Origin of the sequence: Delftia sp. UME58 (assembly GCF_014170385.1) — a bacterium.
Classification (GTDB): domain Bacteria; phylum Pseudomonadota; class Gammaproteobacteria; order Burkholderiales; family Burkholderiaceae_C; genus Comamonas; species Comamonas acidovorans.
The window spans coordinates 12,452-29,501 of the sequence record NZ_LZZV01000025.1 but is presented as its reverse complement, the minus strand read 5'-3'; the positions used below and the strand labels follow the sequence as shown (position 1 = coordinate 29,501).

11 protein-coding genes and 1 pseudogene are annotated in these 17,050 nt (G+C 66.8%); 8 read left to right on the top strand and 4 right to left on the bottom strand.

Features of this window, described 5'->3' with window-relative positions; all coding sequences use genetic code 11:
* Positions 1–4 precede the first annotated feature (4 nt).
* The 3 genes from A9976_RS10170 to A9976_RS10160 all read left to right on the top strand — a co-directional run bounded on the left by A9976_RS10170 (position 5) and on the right by A9976_RS10160 (position 3,885).
* Entirely contained in the window at positions 5–1,279 is a 1,275-nt protein-coding gene (locus A9976_RS10170; RefSeq protein ID WP_310889381.1) for a branched-chain amino acid ABC transporter substrate-binding protein, read from the top strand.
* Complete coding sequence (locus tag A9976_RS10165; RefSeq protein WP_183018901.1) at positions 1,279–2,793, top strand: 4-hydroxyphenylacetate 3-hydroxylase family protein; 1,515 nt, start codon at positions 1,279–1,281, stop codon at positions 2,791–2,793. Before A9976_RS10170 ends, A9976_RS10165 begins: the two co-directional genes overlap by 1 nt.
* A gap of 141 nt (positions 2,794–2,934) precedes the next feature.
* The gene (locus A9976_RS10160) at positions 2,935–3,885 is read left to right on the top strand and encodes a LysR family transcriptional regulator (RefSeq protein ID WP_183018900.1); all 951 of its coding nucleotides are present in this window, start codon (positions 2,935–2,937) and stop codon (positions 3,883–3,885) included.
* 29 nt (positions 3,886–3,914) lie between these two features.
* On the opposite strand, the gene A9976_RS31355 is transcribed toward A9976_RS10160, so the two are convergent.
* Positions 3,915–4,043: a hypothetical protein gene (locus A9976_RS31355; RefSeq protein WP_259649166.1), complete on the bottom strand. Its 129-nt coding sequence runs from the start codon at positions 4,041–4,043 to the stop codon at positions 3,915–3,917.
* Between the two features lie 230 nt (positions 4,044–4,273).
* On the opposite strand from A9976_RS31355, the gene A9976_RS10155 reads away from it, so the two are divergent.
* The 5 genes from A9976_RS10155 to A9976_RS10135 all read left to right on the top strand — a co-directional run bounded on the left by A9976_RS10155 (position 4,274) and on the right by A9976_RS10135 (position 11,760).
* A complete protein-coding gene (locus tag A9976_RS10155; RefSeq protein WP_183018899.1) occupies positions 4,274–4,792 on the top strand; it encodes a MarR family winged helix-turn-helix transcriptional regulator in 519 nt (172 codons plus the stop codon).
* A 399-nt stretch (positions 4,793–5,191) separates the two neighbouring features.
* A complete protein-coding gene (locus A9976_RS31170; protein ID WP_220808596.1) occupies positions 5,192–5,869 on the top strand; it encodes a hypothetical protein in 678 nt (225 codons plus the stop codon).
* Positions 5,870–5,923: 54 nt separating this feature from the next.
* Complete coding sequence (locus A9976_RS10145) at positions 5,924–7,168, top strand: efflux RND transporter periplasmic adaptor subunit (RefSeq protein WP_183018898.1); 1,245 nt, start codon at positions 5,924–5,926, stop codon at positions 7,166–7,168.
* Positions 7,169–7,180: 12 nt separating this feature from the next.
* Positions 7,181–10,363: an efflux RND transporter permease subunit gene (locus A9976_RS10140; RefSeq protein WP_183018897.1), complete on the top strand. Its 3,183-nt coding sequence runs from the start codon at positions 7,181–7,183 to the stop codon at positions 10,361–10,363.
* Positions 10,360–11,760: an efflux transporter outer membrane subunit gene (locus A9976_RS10135; protein ID WP_183018896.1), complete on the top strand. Its 1,401-nt coding sequence runs from the start codon at positions 10,360–10,362 to the stop codon at positions 11,758–11,760. The genes A9976_RS10140 and A9976_RS10135 overlap by 4 nt, the downstream gene beginning before the upstream one ends.
* Before the next feature lie 37 nt (positions 11,761–11,797).
* Here the strand turns inward: A9976_RS10135 and A9976_RS31350 are convergent.
* The 3 genes and pseudogenes from A9976_RS31350 to A9976_RS10125 form a co-directional block, all read right to left on the bottom strand.
* Positions 11,798–11,998, bottom strand: a pseudogene (locus A9976_RS31350) (dihydrofolate reductase); the annotation flags it as partial.
* 23 nt (positions 11,999–12,021) lie between these two features.
* The gene (locus A9976_RS10130; RefSeq protein ID WP_183018895.1) at positions 12,022–14,445 is read right to left on the bottom strand and encodes a DUF6493 family protein; all 2,424 of its coding nucleotides are present in this window, start codon (positions 14,443–14,445) and stop codon (positions 12,022–12,024) included.
* The gene (locus A9976_RS10125; protein ID WP_183018894.1) at positions 14,442–17,039 is read right to left on the bottom strand and encodes a DUF6493 family protein; all 2,598 of its coding nucleotides are present in this window, start codon (positions 17,037–17,039) and stop codon (positions 14,442–14,444) included. The genes A9976_RS10130 and A9976_RS10125 overlap by 4 nt, the downstream gene beginning before the upstream one ends.
* Positions 17,040–17,050 lie beyond the last annotated feature (11 nt).

Genomic DNA, 17,050 nt, shown 5'->3' with positions numbered 1-17,050 from the left:
AGGCATCGTCCAGCACCACGCCCTCCACCTTGAACGGCACGCCGGCCGTGCCATTCCACTGGTCGATGGCCAGCAGGAAGCCGTTCTTCGCCCCCAGGCCCTGCTGCGCATTGCCGCCGCTGACGGGGCCGATGAAGCCCCTACGACATCCACCGCCCTCCTGCCATCGCGCCGGCGCCTTGCCGCATCCGCCCTGGCGCTGGCCGCCGCCACGCTGGCCTGCGGCGCGGCCTGGTCCCAGTCCACCGTGAAGCTGGGCTTCATCGGCCCCGTCAGCGGCGGCAATGCGCAGCAGGGCCTGGGGGCGAAGAACGGCTTCCTGCTGGCCATCGACCAGTGGAATGGCACGGCCGGCGTGCCGTTCAAGGTGGAGGGCGTGGTGCTGGACGATGCCTCCGACCCGCAGACCGGCGTGTCCGCCGCGCTCAAGCTGGTCAACGACCGCGACGTGGTGGGCGCCATCGGCCACTGGAACAGCCCCGTGGCCCTGGCCACGCTGCCGGTGTTCAACCGCGTGCAGATGCCCTTCATCGTCTGGGGCGCCATCGGCCCCAAGATCACCGACCAGAACTTCGCCAACACCACGCGCGTGACGCCCACCCTGGTCAACGAGAACAAGCCACTGGCCACCTGGGCCGCCACGGGCCTGGGCGCAAGCAAGATAGCCATCATTGCCGACACCAGCGACTACGGGCGCGCCAACCTGGCCTCGTTCGGCAGCTTCTACAAGGCGGAAAAAGGCAGCGTGGTGGCCGAGGAAAGCTACCCCGTGGGCACCACGGATTTCCGCTCCATCCTCACCAAGATCAAGAGCCTGAACCCCGACGCGGTCTACTTCGGCGGCGTGATCACCGAGGCCGGCATCGTGCGCAAGCAGATGGCCGAGCTGGGCATGAAGCAGCCCATGCTGGGCATTAGCGGCATCTTCGATCCGCAGCTCATCCAGATCGCCGGCCCGGCCGCGGACGGCACCATCGTCGGCACGCCCAAATCGCAGACCAACCCCCGGCTGGACGCCATGAGCCGCGCCTATGCCGCCAAGGGCTATGCCGACTCCGAGAGCCCGTACACCAAGTACGCCTACGACGCCACCGGCATCCTTTTGCAATCGCTCAAGACGGCAGGCACCAAGGACCGGCAGGCCGTGGCCAAGGCCATCCGCGCCATACGCTACGACGGCGTGACCGGTACCGTGACCTTTGATGCCAACGGCCAGACGCAGGTGCCCGTGGAGCTGCAGCTGCACGAGGTCAAAGACGGCAAGTGGGCCAGCCGCTGATGATCAGGACAGGCAGCCAGTACCGCGACTCCATCCGCGATGGCCGGCGGGTCTGGATGAACGGCGAGCGCGTCAAGGATGTGACCACCCACCCCATGTTCAAGCCGCTGGTGGACATCCGCGCGCGCATGTACGACCTGCAGCACGAGGCCGCGCTGCGCGACGCGCTCACCTACGACGAAGGCGACGGCGAGCGCCACCCCATCGCCCACAAGCTGCCGCTGACGCGCCAGGACTGGTGGGACAAGCGCCGCGCCACCGACCTGCTGCTGGAGGACATGGGCGGCGTGGTCATGCGCGTGGGCGACGAGAGCGTGGGCGAGATGTGGTCGCTGTTCGACGGCCAGGACGTGCTCAACGAGCTGGACCCGCGCTTTTCCGCCAACATCCGCACCCACATCCGCCGCGTGGTGCGTGGCGACCTGTTCCACGTATCGGCCAACACCGACCCCAAGGGCGACCGCTCGCGCCTGCCGCAGGACCAGGACCCCGACGTGCTGCTGCATGTGGTCAAGGAGACCGATGCAGGCGTCATCGTGCGCGGCGCCAAGTACGAGACCGCCGCCGCCTATGCCAACCAGGCCTTCACCAAGCCGGGGCTGGCGCACTGGGGCGACGCGGCGCAGTCCGAATACGCTATAGGCTTCATCTGCGACCTGGGCGCGCCCGGCCTGCGCTTCATCTGCCGCCCGGGCCTGGCCGCCCGCGCATCGGCCCAGGACCACCCGCTGAGCCATCGCTTCGACGAAGTGGATGCCATCGTGGTCTTCGATGACGTGCTGGTTCCCTGGGAGAACGTGCTGTTCTACCGCCACACCCGGGCCGCCCATTTCCTGCGCGAGACGCTGCACCGCTACTCGGCCTTCACCTTCCTGCAGCGCAGCCTCAAGCTCGCCGACATGCTGATAGGCACGGCCCTGCACAACGCGCGCCAGACCGGCGTGGACAGGCTGCAGGCCGTGCAGGACAGGCTGGCCGGCCTGGCCTGCTACCGCGAAGGCATCAACGCCCACCTCACGGCCGCCATCGCACTGGCCGAGCGCAGCCCGGCCGGGCTGATGATGCCCAACCAGTCGCTGCTGTTCACGGGACGGTCGCTGGCCACCGGCCAGCTGCACCACATGATGAACACCGTGCGCGAGCTGTGCGGCGGCCAGGTCTGCCTGACGCCGGACCACGCCAGCTTCGAGAACGAGGAAACCGGCCCCTGGCTGCGCAAGTTCTACACCCTCGGCCCGCAATGGCAGGCCGACGACCGCCGCAGGCTGCTGGCCTATGCGCGCGACCTGCTCGACTCGGACCACGCCGGCCAGCGGCTCAGCTTCCAGCTGTTTGCGCAATGCCCGCCCTACGCCCAGACGGCGGCCGTGTACCGGCATTTCAACTGGGAGGCGCCGCTGGACTTCGTGGGCAAGTCCGCCGGCCTGACGGACCGCGTGAAGGCCACGCAGGCGCCGGCCCAGGGCGACGGTGCGGTGGCGCAATGGTTTCGCAATCACAACGCCAGCGGCTGAAGGCTGCCGGGGCCCGACCGCCGCACAATGCAGGCGCCTTGCGGGAAGGGCCTCTTGCAGCGCGGTCCGCCGCTTGGTCAACTACGCGGCGGATCACCCTGGCAGCCCTCCCCGTCTCCCCCTCTCCACCTCTTGCACACCGTGCTGACACGACTGACCTTCAGACAACTGGAATACTGCGTGGCGGCGGGCGAATTCGGCAGCATTGCCGAGGCCGCCAACCGCATCCACGTCTCACCCTCGTCCATCTCATCGGCCATCACCCAGGTGGAGGCCGAGCTGCAGGTGCCGCTGTTCGTGCGCCACCATGCGCAAGGCCTGTCCGTCACGCCCGCAGGCGCCGAGGTCCTGCGGGAAATCCGCGGCCTGCTCGACCAGGCCATGGCCTTGTACGACGTGGCCAGCAGCGCGCAAAGCCAGGTGCGCGGCCCCGTGCGCGTGGGCTGCTTCACCACGCTGGCGGCCATGGTCGCCCCCGAGCTGTGCCAGGGATTCGCGCGCGCCCACCCCAAGGCTGCGGTCACCCAGATCGAGGACCACCAGGAAGGACTGATCCACAAGCTGCGCACCGCGCAGATCGATGTCGCCATCACCTACGACCTGCTGGTGGCCGAATCGGACATCTGCTTCGAGCCGCTGGCCCAGCTGCCGCCCATGGTCATCGTCAGCGAACTCAACCCGCTGGCCAACCACCGCTCCACCACGCTGGAGGCGCTGGCCCAGCTGCCCATGGTGCTGCTGGACCTGCCCCTGAGCCGTGAATACTTCATGTCCCTGTTCCGCGAAGCCGGCGTCTCGCCCCTGATCGCGGCCCGCAGCGCCAGCCCCGACGTGGTGCGCTCCCTGGTCGCCAACGACGTGGGCTACTCCCTGGTCAACGTGCGCCCGCGCAACTCCCATGCGCTGGACGGCAAGAAGATCGTCAACCTGCACCTGAACGGCAACCACCGCCCCATGAAACTGGGCCTGGCCTGGGCACGCGAACAAAAGCCCCGCCACGTGGTGGAAGCCTTCATGCACCGCTGCCGCAGCTTCATCTCCAATGAATACATCCCGGGGATGACGGCGCCTGGGCGCGGGGAGGCGAACTGAGCGGCGCGCAGACCGAATCAGGGAGCCTGTCAGGCCGTGCTCTTGCGCACCTCGTAATGCAGCACCCGGCGCGGAAACAGCGGCTTGTCCCGGCCCAGCGTGGCCGAGCCCACGCCCAGGATCATCTCGTTCCTGTCGCTGCGGTTCAACACCGGCAAGAAGCACCATTCCTGGCGCCTCGCTCCGGCCCGGTCGTCGACCACCCAGCCATGGCAGGCCACAAGTCGCTCCCGCAGCCAGCCGGGCTGTCGTACGCCGAACTGCCGTCCTTGCCGCAAGTCATTTGCTGCGGCACTAGCTCTTGTGGCTTGACGGGGAGCAGAAAACACCTAAACTAAGCAGCAAACTACAAAGCAAGCTACGTAAATAGCTGAAAGTCAAAGAACCCATGTTTGAACTCAAAGATCTCCCTTCCCCCGAAACGCTAGCCGAATTCGGACAACGCTATGGCAATCCCGATGTGGGCGGCCTGCACGCGTGGTTGACCTGGGCTTCTGCAACCAACGAGATGCTGGAAGCCTTCGAGGCCAATCTCGCACGGGAAGGCCTGTCTCAGACACCGTTTTTCGTGCTGTTGCTGCTCAAGCGCAACCCGGACGGACTGACCATTGGTGCGTTGGCGGACGGAGTGGCGGTCGCTTCCCAGACCATGACCCGCGCCATCAACAAGATGGCGGCTGCAACGCTGTGCACCAAGCACGCCGATCCCGAGGATGGCCGGTCGTCCATCGTGCGCTTGGCTCCCAAGGGAGACGAAGCGCTCTCGAAGGTACTGCCCAGGCACTACGCATGGGTGGCCTCGTTCATGGGCCACTTCGATGAAAAGGAGCGCAAGACGCTGGTCAATCTCATGATGAAGGTTTCGCCCGCCCTGCGGAAAATCCGTCTGGAGGATGAGCTGGGTTAATTTTTTTGGAAATATGAAGCAAGCTACAAAGCATGCTTTATTTCAATCTGCACATTGGATCGATCCCTTTCCCACGGCAACGCAGACACCAAGCTTCGTCATGCATTTTTTTAAGGATATATGTAGCAATGCACATAAATCATCGGAGCACTGCCCTCGTACGTTCAGGCCGAAGCATAGCGATTCATGGCGCCGAGAGGCTTCCTGCTGCTTTGGTTTGCCTCATCCGCTGCGGACTCTGGTTCGGCTGCTGGATGAAGCAAGGAGCCATCCAATCCGTCCGCCTGTTGCTGATTCTCATCAGCTTTGCCGCCTTGTCGCTTGTCCACTCGGCCCCCGCTCGCAGCTGTGCCGCCAATCTGCCCGCCCTGCCTGCCTGATCTTGAAAGGAGCTTCTCCATGCGACACCCCGTCCACGCCATCGCTGCCGCTGTCATCACCACAGCCTGCCTGGCGGCAGCCACTGCCTATAGCCCCCGAGCAATGACCCAGGAGATCCATGCCATGCCGCAAACCTCGCCAGCTTCCATCAAGGTCCCTTCCACCCATGTCCAATCCCGGCTGCGCGACGTCCTGGTGGATGGCGAAGCGGCCATACTGACCCGCCATGTCCGCAGCGACGGCCGCAACCAAGCACTGGGCGGAGAGCACTTCAGCACCGTCGTCTCGGCCGCGGGTGTTCTCAAGGGCTTCACACACATGGGCATGGACCTGGCAGGCAGGCATTTGCCCAGCCGGGAGCGCAGCGAGGCGATCGCCCGCAGCTTTCTCCAGCAGCATGCTCCCGACCTCCTCCCGCGCATGCGGATCAGTTGGATCGAGCCCCACGACGAGCCGCTGACCGTGCAGCGCGGCGAAAGCGCGGAAACCATCCAGCTGACCGGCATGAAAGTGAAGGCCCGCAACCTGGCCGACAACCGGTGGTTCTGGGTCATTGTCGGGGCCGATGAGCAGGTGATGGTCTTCGAGCGCGACATCGTCTGGGTTTCCTTCCCCGGGCATCGCAAGACGGAAAAGTGGCTGCACGACAACTGGCTGGAGACGCAAGGCCAGCCTGCATCCAAGCCCCGGGCCTGAGCGCGCCCTCTGCCTTGACCATTGCATATGACTCCTGCGTTCAAAGGAACTCCCATGCCCGGACCTTGCCGTTTGTTTCTTCTCGCTACCGCGATATCCGGCGCAGCGCTTCTTGGCGCCTGCAGCCAGCCGGAGAAAGGTGCCGCTGCCGAACGGCCACCGCCACAGGTCAGTGTGGCGCAGGTGCTGGTACGTCCGGTCAACGACTGGGCCGAGTACCATGGCCGCCTGCAAGCACCCGAATCCGTGGAGTTACGCCCGCGCGTGTCCGGCATGATCGACAGGGTCCATTTCCGCGATGGCGCCCGTGTCGCCAAGGGACAGTTGCTGTTCCAGATCGATGCACGCTCCTACCAGGCCGAGGTCGAGCGCCTGCAGGCCCAGCTCCAGCAAGCCCGCGCACAGGAGCAGCGCGCGTACAGCGAATCCATGCGCGCAGAGCGCCTGCGCGCCAGCAACGCCATATCCATCGAACTGGCGAATGCCCGGCAGACCACCCTGCTGGAGGCGCGCTCCTCCATTTCCGCAGCGCAGGCCCGGCTGGAAGTGGCCCGGCTGAATCTTGCCCATACCCGTATCACTGCGCCCATAGGCGGGCAGATCAGCCGTGCCAAGGTGACAGCGGGCAATCTGGTCACGGCCGGTGCGACCCGGCTGAGCACCCTGGTCGGCACCGACAGGCTCCACGCCTACTTCGACATTGACGAGGGCACGTACATGAACAGGATCGGCCCCCTGGCATTGACAGGCGCAGGCGGCGGCCAGGGCCCCCAGCCTGCGAGGCTGTTGCTGGTGAACCAGCCCGGCATCGCGGTAACCGGAGAACTTGACTTCCTCGACAATCAGATCAATCCCCGCACGGGCACCATGCGTGCCCGGGTCACAGTGGACAACGCCAGCGGTGATATCACACCCGGCCTTTGGACACGTATCCAGTTGCCGGCCGGCCCCGTCTATCCTGCTTCCTTGGTAAGGGACGAGGCGATCGGCACGGACCAGGGGCGGCGCTATGTGCTCGTCCTGGAAGACGATGGCCGGGTCCGCTACCGCCTGGTCAAGCTGGGCCCCAGGCTCGCCGGCCTGCGCGTCGTCCGCGAAGGGCTGCGGGAAGGCGAACGGATCGTCGTCAATGGCCTGCAGCGGACACGGCCCGATGACCGTGTCATGGCGCAGCCTGTCGCGATGGCCGACGAGCAGACGCTGGCGAACCTAGCGCAATGGTCGACGCATGCCACCTCGGCGCCAGCGGCGACAGGCAAGACCGCCGCCAGTGCGACCGCGGCGGCACCGCGCGGCTGAAGGTATCCCCCCATGCAATTTGCACAGTTCTTCATCCGGCGGCCGGTATTCGCCATCGTGCTGTCCCTGCTGATGCTGATGGCTGGCGGCATTGGCCTGCTTCAGCTTCCAGTCAGCGAGTACCCCGAAGTGGTTCCGCCCACCATCATGGTGCGCGGGCAGCTTCCCGGCTCCAACCCCGACGAGCTCGCTCGGACGCTGGCCTCTCCGCTGGAGCAGGCGATCGCCGGCGTCGACCAGATGCTCTACATGTCCTCCCAGTCCACGGCCGACGGGAGCATGGCGCTGACACTGACCTTCGCGCTCGGGACCGATCTAGACGCCGCGCTGCTCCAGGTTCAGGGCCGCGTCAACCGGACACTCAGCCGCCTGCCTCCCGATGCGCAACGCCAGGGCATCACCGTCGACAAGGTCTCGCCCGCGCTGGCGCAGGTCGTGCACCTGCACTCCCCGGGCGGTCAATACGACCCTGCCTACCTGGGCAACTATCTTTCCATCCATGTCGTCGATGAGCTCCACAAGATCGCCGGAGTGAGCGACATCCGCATGCTGGGCGCGGGCGAATACGCGCTGCGGGTGTGGCTGCAGCCCGACCGGCTGGCCGCATTCGATCTGACGGCCATGGATGTGGTGCGCGCCATCCGCGAACAGAACCGCGAGGTCGCCGTCGGCGCGCTGGGAACAGCGCCAACCGCCAGCGGCAGCTCCTTTCAGCTGCTGATTGACGCGCGCGGCCGGCTGGTCGATGAGGAGGAGTTCGAACGCATCATCGTTCGCAGCAGCGAAGGCGGCGCACTGGTGCGGCTGCAGGATGTCGCCCGCATCGAGCTGGGTGCCAACCAGTACGCCCTGCGCGCCCATCTGGACGGCCAGCCTTCCGCGGCCCTGCAGATCTTCCAGGACTCCCATGCCAACGCCATCGAACTGTCCGACCGCATCCGCGCCCGCATGGCCGAACTCGCCCGGGAATTTCCGCCGGGCGTCGAGTACGCGATAGGCTACGACCCCACCGTCTTCGTACGCAGCTCCATTTCGGCCGTGGTGACGACCTTGCTGGAGGCCGTTGCCCTGGTGGTGGTCGTGGTCGTGCTGTTCCTCCAGACCTGGCGCGCATCCATCATTCCGCTGGCTGCCGTGCCCGTCTCCCTCATCGGCACCTTCGCCGCCATGCATTGGCTGGGTTTTTCCATCAACTCGCTGTCCCTGTTCGGCCTGGTGCTCGCCATCGGCATCGTGGTGGACGATGCAATCGTCGTGGTGGAAAACGTCGAGCGCCACATTGGCTTGGGAAAGACGCCTGCGCAAGCCACGCGGCAGGCGATGCGAGAAGTCACCGGGCCGATCATCGCCACCGCACTGGTGCTGTGTGCGGTGTTCATCCCCACCGCATTCATCTCCGGCCTGACGGGACAGTTCTACCGGCAGTTCGCACTGACCATCGCCATCTCCACGGTGATCTCGGCCTTCAACTCGCTGACCCTGTCGCCAGCCCTGGCCGCACTGCTGCTCAAGGCGCATGATGCGCCCGCGGACCGCTTGTCCCGCGCCATGAACAGGCTGCTCGGCAAGCGCATATTTCAGCCCTTCAACCGGCGGTTCGAGCAGGCAAATGCAGCCTATGCCAGGCGGACGGGCAAAACGTTGCGGGCCTGCCCGTTGATGCTGGCCCTCTATGCCGGGCTCATCATGCTGGCCTGTGTTGCCCTGGCCCGCACTCCGACGGGGTTCATCCCCCAACAGGACAAGCAGTTCCTGGTCGCCTTCGCCCAGCTGCCCGAAGGGGCCAGCCTGGACCGCACCGAGGCGGTCATCCTCAGGATGTCCGAACTGGCACTCCTGCACCCGGGCGTCGCCAGTACCGTGAGCTTCAGCGGACTGTCCATCAACGGCTTCGTCAACAGCGCCAGCGCAGGGCTGATGTTCATCCCTCTCAAGCCCTTTGAAGAACGGCGCACGCATGCGTTGTCCGATACGGCAATCGCACGGGCCCTGGCACAGGAATACGCAGGCATGCAAGAGGCATATGTCATGGTGGTGCCGCCGCCCCCTGTGGCCAGCCTGGGCACCGTAGGTGGTTTTCGGTTGCAGATCGAGGATCGGGGCAACCAGGGCGCACAGGCCCTGCACCGGCAGATCCAGTCCATCGTGGACAAGGCCGCCGGGCGCCCTGAACTTGAGGGCATCTACTCCAGCTACCAGATCGACGCGCCGCAGATCGCCTTGCACCTGGACCGGGACAAGGCCAAATCCCAGGGGGTAGCCATCGACGACATACACGACGCACTGCAGATCTCCCTGGGATCCATGTACGCGAACGACTTCAATCGTTTCGGGCGAACCTACCCCGTCATCGTCCAGGCCGAGGCGGCCCAGCGTGAAGCACCCGAGCAGATAGGCAGGCTCCGGGTCAGAAACAGCCACGGCGACCTGGTACCCCTGGCCTCGCTGGTGCAGGTCCAGGATTCCGCAGGACCCGACCGTGTCATGCACTACAACGGTTTTCTCTCAGCGGAAATCATGGGCAGCCCGGCGCCAGGCTACAGCAGCGGCCAAGCCGAGGCCGCCATGGAGCAGTTGCTGCAAGAGGCGCTGGAACAGGGCATGGCCTACGAATGGACCGAACTGAACTTCCAGCAGCGGCTGGCCGGCGATACGGCGCTGCTGATGTTCCCGCTGTGCGTGCTGCTGGTATTCCTGGTACTGGCCGCGCTGTATGAAAGCTGGAGCCTGCCGCTGGCCGTGGTGCTGATCGTTCCGATGACGCTGCTGTCGGCGCTGGCCGGAGTATGGCTGGTGGGAGCAGACAACAACATTTTCACCCAGATCAGCCTGCTGGTGCTCATGGGCCTTGCCTGCAAGAACGCCATCTTGCTGGTGGAATTCGCCAAAGACCAGCAAGCCCGCGGAGCCTCCTCTGCGGCAGCCATCGTGGCCGCATGCCGCCAGCGACTGCGCCCCGTTCTCATGACCTCCCTCGCCTTCATCATGGGTGTCCTCCCGCTCGCCCTGGCCTCCGGGGCCGGCGCAGAAATGCGCCGCGCAACAGGCGTCGCAGTGCTGTCCGGCATGGTCGGAGTGACGGTATTCGGCCTGCTGTTCACACCCTTGTTCTTCGTTTTGATGCGCCGCCTGGCAGAGCGCAACGCGGGCCGGCGCCCCACCTTCGATGCCCGGCCCCAGGAGATCCAGCCATGAGCACCATATGCCGTACTGCATTCCTCCTTCTGGGCTGCACACTTCTGGGCGGCTGTGCCGTCGCCCCCCCCTATGTGCGGCCCGCCGAACCGCATTTGGTGATGGACACAGTCCCCGTCCTGCCGCAGTTGGATGCCCGCGGCTTTGAGACCCAGTGGTGGAAACAGTTTGAAGATCCCATGCTGGACGAACTGGTGGCGGCGGCGCTGTCCAAGAATCGCGATCTGCGCATGGCTTTCGCCAGCTGGCGTGCATCACGCGCGCTGCGGGACGATGGCGCCAGCAACCTTTACCCCGCCATCACTGGGCGCGCCAGCGCCCAGACAGGCAAGGCGATCCTGCCTGGACTGACCACAGCACGAGTGGACACACAGCGCCACGACCTGGGTCTGGACAGCCGCTGGGAGCTGGACCTGTTCGGCCGTCTGCGTCATCAACTGGCCGCCGCCGACGCTCGCAGCGAAACCGCCCTGGCAGACTGGCAACAGTTGCAGGTCAGCCTGGCAGCGGAAATGGCTGATGCCTACGGCGCGCTGCGCGCAGCGCAGTGGCTGCAGCGGATCGCCAGGGAACACCTCTCGCTTCAGCAGCAGACTCTGCAGTTGGCCAGTGAGCGGCACGATGCCGGATTCGGCCCGCAGCTGGACCTGCTGCGTGCTCAGGCCCGACTGGCCGCCACCCGCGCCAGCCTCCCTGAGATCCAGGCCGGGGCAACGCGGGCCCGGCACAGAATCGCCGTGCTTTTGGGCCTGCGCCCTGATCAACTGGCCGTGGACCTATCTCCTCGCCGGTTGCCCGCAATCGACACCGTGATACGAATCGGCGACCCTAGCGAATTGCTCCGGCGCAGGCCGGACATCCGCTCTGCCGAGCAGCAACTCGCTGCCAGCACAGCTGAACTGGGCGCCGCGACTGCGGACTTGTTTCCCCGGGTCAGCCTTACCGGATTTCTGGGATTCACGGCGGCACGCGGCTCGCAGATTGGCAGCCTGGCCTCACGCGCCTGGAGCGCTTCGCCAGCGATCTCCTGGAACGCCTTCGACATGGGCAGCGTGCGCGCACGCCTGCGCGCCGCCGAAGCCCAGGCAGACCAGGCGCTTGCACACTATGAACAAACCGTGCTGCTGGCTGTGGAGGAAGCGGCCAACGCATTCAGCGACTACGGCCACAGGCACCAGCAGCTTGGGGCCCTGATACAGCGGCACCAAGCCAGCCAAGACGCTGCGCGGCAGGCGGCCATACAGTACCGCGAAGGCATCGCCGATCATCTCGTCCTGCTCGATGCCCAGCGCGAGCAGCTTGCCGCCGAAGAAGCACAGGCCAATGCAGAAGCCCAGGCCTATCGGGGCATCGTGGCCATCTACAAGGCACTGGGTGGCGGCTGGCAGCCGATCTGATGTTCCGAGGAATCATCCCCATGAAAGCACCGACGCTGGCACGCACATCGCCGTTGACAAACCGGATATCGGCGCCCGGGATACCAGGCAGTGCAGGGCTGGAAAACACCCAGGCGGGCTGCGTATACGGCCACGCCGCCCCGGCCTCCTTCGCCACCGTGTCCGCGTGGCGCAGCATCCATTCGTAGGTGGCCAGGAAGCCGTCTAGGGAGGTGGCGGCGAAGTGTTGGGTGGCCATGCCGGCATGGTGCGGTCCGGCCGCTACGCGCCGGCTGCGTCCAGGGCCAGCAGCGCCTTGGCCGCCTTGGCGGCGGCGGAGGCACCGCTGAAGCCGGCAAGCCACGCTCGCAGGCTGGCATCGGTGACGGGGCGCGCATGGCGCAACGACTCATCAAGCAACACCGCAAGCAGCGATCCGATGCCACGCGCCTGGTGCTCCAGGCGCGGCAGCAGCCCCGTGAGCACGGCGATCACGGCTGCGGGAGCCAGGCCTGCGGCATCGGCAAAAGCCGGCGCCCAGCGGGCCAGCACGATGGTGGGAGCGCATGCGGCAAAGCCTTGGGCCGCCGCTGCAGCATCCACACGGGCCGGAACCGCCGCGGCGAACAGCTCCACCGCCTGCGCGCGCACCTCGCCCTGCTTCGCCGCCATGCCCAGGGCAGGCAGTTGCACGGTTTCGGCGCTCCATGCGCCCGGATGCGCGGCCAGGGCGCGCAACAGGCCTGCAGCGCGGTGCTCGACATCATCACCTGCCGCGCCGTGGAGAATGGCCACGCCGGCTGCGACCAGCGCAAGCGTCGAGGCCGGATTGGCCAGGCCCAGTTCGGCTGCAGTCAGGTCACAGGCAGCAGGCCCGTCGCTGTACCGCAGCAAACCCGAGGCAATCAGCCCGGGCTGGGTGGCAGACGGTGCTGCCAAGGGCGCGGCATGCACCACCGGATCCCACCACACCCACTGCGGGGAGCCATTGGCTTTCAGGCTGTCCGATGCCCGGCTGCGCCATTCGATGCGCAGTTCATCGGCCACCTCGGGCAGTTCGCATCCCATTGCTGCAGCTGCGCGCACCCGGTGCGCCGGCGGCACGCGCAGCAGTGCCTGGCTCTGATCGACCGGGAATGGCCCGCCAACGCGCCTTGCAGCTTCAAAACGCGCCAGCAGCGTATCGGCATCAACCCAGCCCTGGGTGTCGGTAGGCGTGGCCAGCAGCGGGCAGCGCGGCGCCCTGCCCTGTACCACCTCGGCCACCTCGCGCAGCCGCGTCACCAGGCTGGGCAGCATGGTGGTCTCTTCGACTGTGGGAAGCGCCCTGGGCTTGCCCAGTTTCTCCTCGACCCGCTTGCCGTCCATCAGGCTGACCGCCGTCTGCTGCCAGTACCGTCGAGGAAGAAAGGCGGCCTGGCCATCCACCGCGGACACCAGCAAGGCGGCCGGGTAATGCTGCTCATCGCGGGCGGCCAGGGTGCGAGCCCGCCTGGCCAGGGAGGCCAGCGTGGCCGCCACGTTTGCGGACAGGGCCAGCCATGCCAGTGCCAGCTCGAACTCCAGCGCATCGGCGGGCGCCTCCAGCAGGGCCGCATAGCGCTCCAGGGCATCTTCATCGGTCCAGGGGTGCAAGGGCCGGGGCGGCGGCACACCCGCCTGCAGCCCCCCGCAGTCCCATTCAATCGCCGCCTCCCCAGGTGCCGCCGTGACCTCGTGCTCCCCACATGCGGAGTCCGCAGGTCCCGGTGCCGGCAGCAACTCTGCAGCCACGGCGGGCGCCAGCAAATCGCGCTGCTGGTACGCCAGTTCCGCATACCCCCACTTCACCAGAGCCTTCACCGCCGCGCCCTGCACATCGGCATGGGAATGTCCCAGGCCCGGTGCCAACGCCAGCCCCAGGGATTCGCGCGGAACCAGGCCTTTTGCCGCAAGCGCGTCCAGGATCCGCAGCACCTGCAGCGCCGCCGCCTTCGGCCCGGAGAATGCGCCGCCGCAAGCCTCCACGAATGCAGCCGCATCCAGCAGGCCGGCCTTGTGCAGCACGTCGAGCTGCTTGACGCCCAGAGAAACGGTGGCCGTGAGTGGCGAGCCCATGCAAAGGCGCAGCAGATGCTGGTCTGCCGCGGCCTCCTCGGGCTTGGGCACAAGGGCCGCGTAGACGCGCGAAAACCAGCCAGCCCGGTAGGCCGAGAAGTCGCGGTTCAGCGCCTGCAGGCAGGAGCGCAGCACGCGGCTTCGGTCCAGCGTGCCCTCGTTGGCCAGCAGGACGACGCTATTGTGCCAATTGAATTGCTCGCGCGAGAACTTGTCGATGTTGGCCAGCGAGATCTCGCCGCCGCCCTCGACCTCGAAGATGCGCCAGAACACCTGCTCGCGCAGCGCATGGTCATGGCGCAGCATGGACAGGCGCACCTCCTGCTCATGCCTGCCGCCCAGGCCCGCCACCATGGCCAGCACATAGTCGTCCGTGTGCTCTACCTTGAGTCCGTTGAACAGCTCGTTCAGGCGGATGGGCACAAAGCTCGGCCGCTGCGACCAGCTCTGCGCCATCTCGCGCAGCCGCCGGGGCGATGCGTCCACCGAGCGCATATCGCTGTCCTGCACCCCGAGCATTGCGTCATACAGGGCCCTCAGGTCTGCCCCGTCGGCCACCAGCCGCGTCGTGTCGCGGTAGAAGTCCCATGCATTCTTGTAGGTGTTCATGCGGGGCTTTCAACTTCGTTCGCGGCCTGCGCCGCCGTGGCGGCTTCCCGGGCCTGTGTCGTGGGATGCGGCTGCACGGATTCGAGGACCTTCAGCGCCACCGCCAGGGCCGAGGCGCCCTTGCGGCGCGCCAGCAGCGCGGCGGGAATTGGCAGGGGCGTGCCATAGTCGCCGGACAGGCGTGCGGCAAGCTCCACCAGCTTGCCCGCCTGGGCCAGCGGCTTGCCCTGGGCATCGACAAGGCGCGCCAGCAACTCCCCCAGCGTCTGCAATACGCGGTATCCGGCCACCGCGCTGATCGAGGCGGCATCGGCCAGGGTCTGGGCCAGCCTGCCGGCCAGGGCAAAGCCATCTGCCAGATGGGCCGCTGTCTGCTCGGCGAAGGGCGCGGGGTCCAGCAGGCCCGAGCCGGCCAGTTGCGCCAAGGCCTCGGCCGCCTGCGCACGCTGCTCTGCCATCTTGGCCGATGCAGCCAGCGCCAGCGCCGAATACACGGGTCCGCCCGGCACCTGCCGCGATGCCCCGAGCGCAGCCAGCAGCGGCCCCAGGCCACGCACATTGACCACGGCGACGGCAGCGCACAGCATCGGGTGGAAATGCGCAGCCAGCGTATCGGGGTTGTCCTGCAGCAGCCATGCAGCCCATTGCACGATCTGGTCATAGCCGTCCTGCTCCCGTGCTTCCTGCGCACGGAAAGAGAACTCGGAGGCCACGCCGGCCACATCCAGCGCCTGGTCCTCCAGCATGTCCGGCCCATCCGGCGCGGCATGTCCATCGACTGGGCCGGCCTGTCCGTCCACGACCCAGAACGGCTTGGCGCCTTCTCCCAGCACCTCCAGGTCGCGGGAAAATGTACCCTCCCCGGGCTGGGCCAGGACCCTCTTCCAGAGAAAGCTCCGCGCAGGCAGCACGGAAGGAGGACGCAAAGGCGGGCCCTGCCTTGCGGCGAGCCGCAGACGCTGGAACATGCCGGCCAGCAAGGCCAGGGGCGAGTGCGTGCGGACGTACCGGTAGCCGGAGCGGGAGGTCCAGGTTTCATCGACGGCCCAATCGCCGGTCCCCGGGTCGTACCGGTTGGTGGTGAGGGCCTGTTCCTCCAGTGCCACATCGCAAGGAATCTGCTCGCCCGGACCCAGGACCACAAAACGGGCATAGCCCCGAAACCCGACCTCCCGGCCCAGCAGCAGCGCCGCCAGCAGCCGCCGCGGCGAGGCATTGCGCTCATCCCAGACCGACTCGAGCACCTGCGCGGCGCGCTGCTGCAGCGTATCGGGCAAGGCGACATCCGGCTGGCCGGCCAGGCAGCCCAACAGGCGCTGCAGGTCCGTGCCCTGCCCGGCATCTTCCAGTTGCGCGGCAATCAGCGCGAGCAGCTCTTCATCGTCCCGTATGGATGGCAGTTCACGGGCTGCACCGGGCAGGGGCGTGCGGCGCGGAGCCGGCACGGCCACTACCGGCGCCAAGGCTTGCACGGCATGCGCTCCTGCGGCCGGTTCGCCGGGGTCCGAAACCAGCTTGCGGGCCAGCGAGGCAAGATCGAGCGCCATGCCCTCAATGGCTTCGGAGACGATCTGCGAGATGCGTGCCTTCTGCGCCGCATCGGCCTGGATCGCCGCCAGCAGCCCGAGCTGCGCCTTGACCAGATTCTTTTCCTGGCGCACCAGCACGCCGGGCGAAGCCTCGATCAAGCCATCCGCATCCAGCAGCCCGGACGCCACCTTCAGCATCTCCTGGGCCAGGCCCGCTGCAGTGCTGGGTGCCGTTCCCAGCACCGCGAAATAGGCATGCTGCCTGGCGGCGATTTCCTGCGCTACCGGATCGACCAACCGGTGCATGCGCAGGTACCAGGCAATGTTCTTGGCGGAGAAGTCACGCAGCAGTGCATCCAGCGACTCGTCCAGCAGGCGCTGGCGGAATGCGGCATCGGCCTTGCACAGTTCCAGGACCGCGGCATCCCATGCAGGCGCGGCGTGCTCCACAAGAAAGTGGTGCACGCCCATGCCCTCCACGCAAAACAGCGCCCGGAACTCCTGCTCCAGCAGATCGGCATGCGCCTGCAGATGGGCCGCCATGCGCAGGCCATGCTCATCGGCGGGCAGCCCGTCGGCCCCCACGCTGGTGACCTGTTGCACAAAGCACCCGAGATAGGCCTGGGAGTGCGGGACCGCGCCGCCTTGCCGCACCAGCGCCTGGCATACGGGCCATACCAGGTCAGCCCCCCACCAGTACTGCTGGGCCAGCAGGTCGATGAACTCGGTGCGCCACTGCGCATCCCGCGCAGCCGCCGCATCGATGACGACAGGCACCATTGCCGCATGGCGATGGCTGAACTCGCGCTGGCGCTGCACATCCGCGGCAGCCAGCGTTTCCGCCACCAGCTTGGGCCGACCCAGCGCCACCAGCGCATAGCAGGCCCTTGGCGTCGGCCCCTCGGCCTTGAACAGGCGCGAGGGCGGCAGGGCCCTGGCCAGCACCACGCGGTCTGCTTCGCTCGCGTCGTCCAGCGCCTGGACATAGGCAGACAGGTCATCTGCATCATTGCTGCGGCAGGCCTCGCGCAGCAGGGCGCTGCGCTGCAAAAGGCTTGGGGCCATGGTCATGGTCT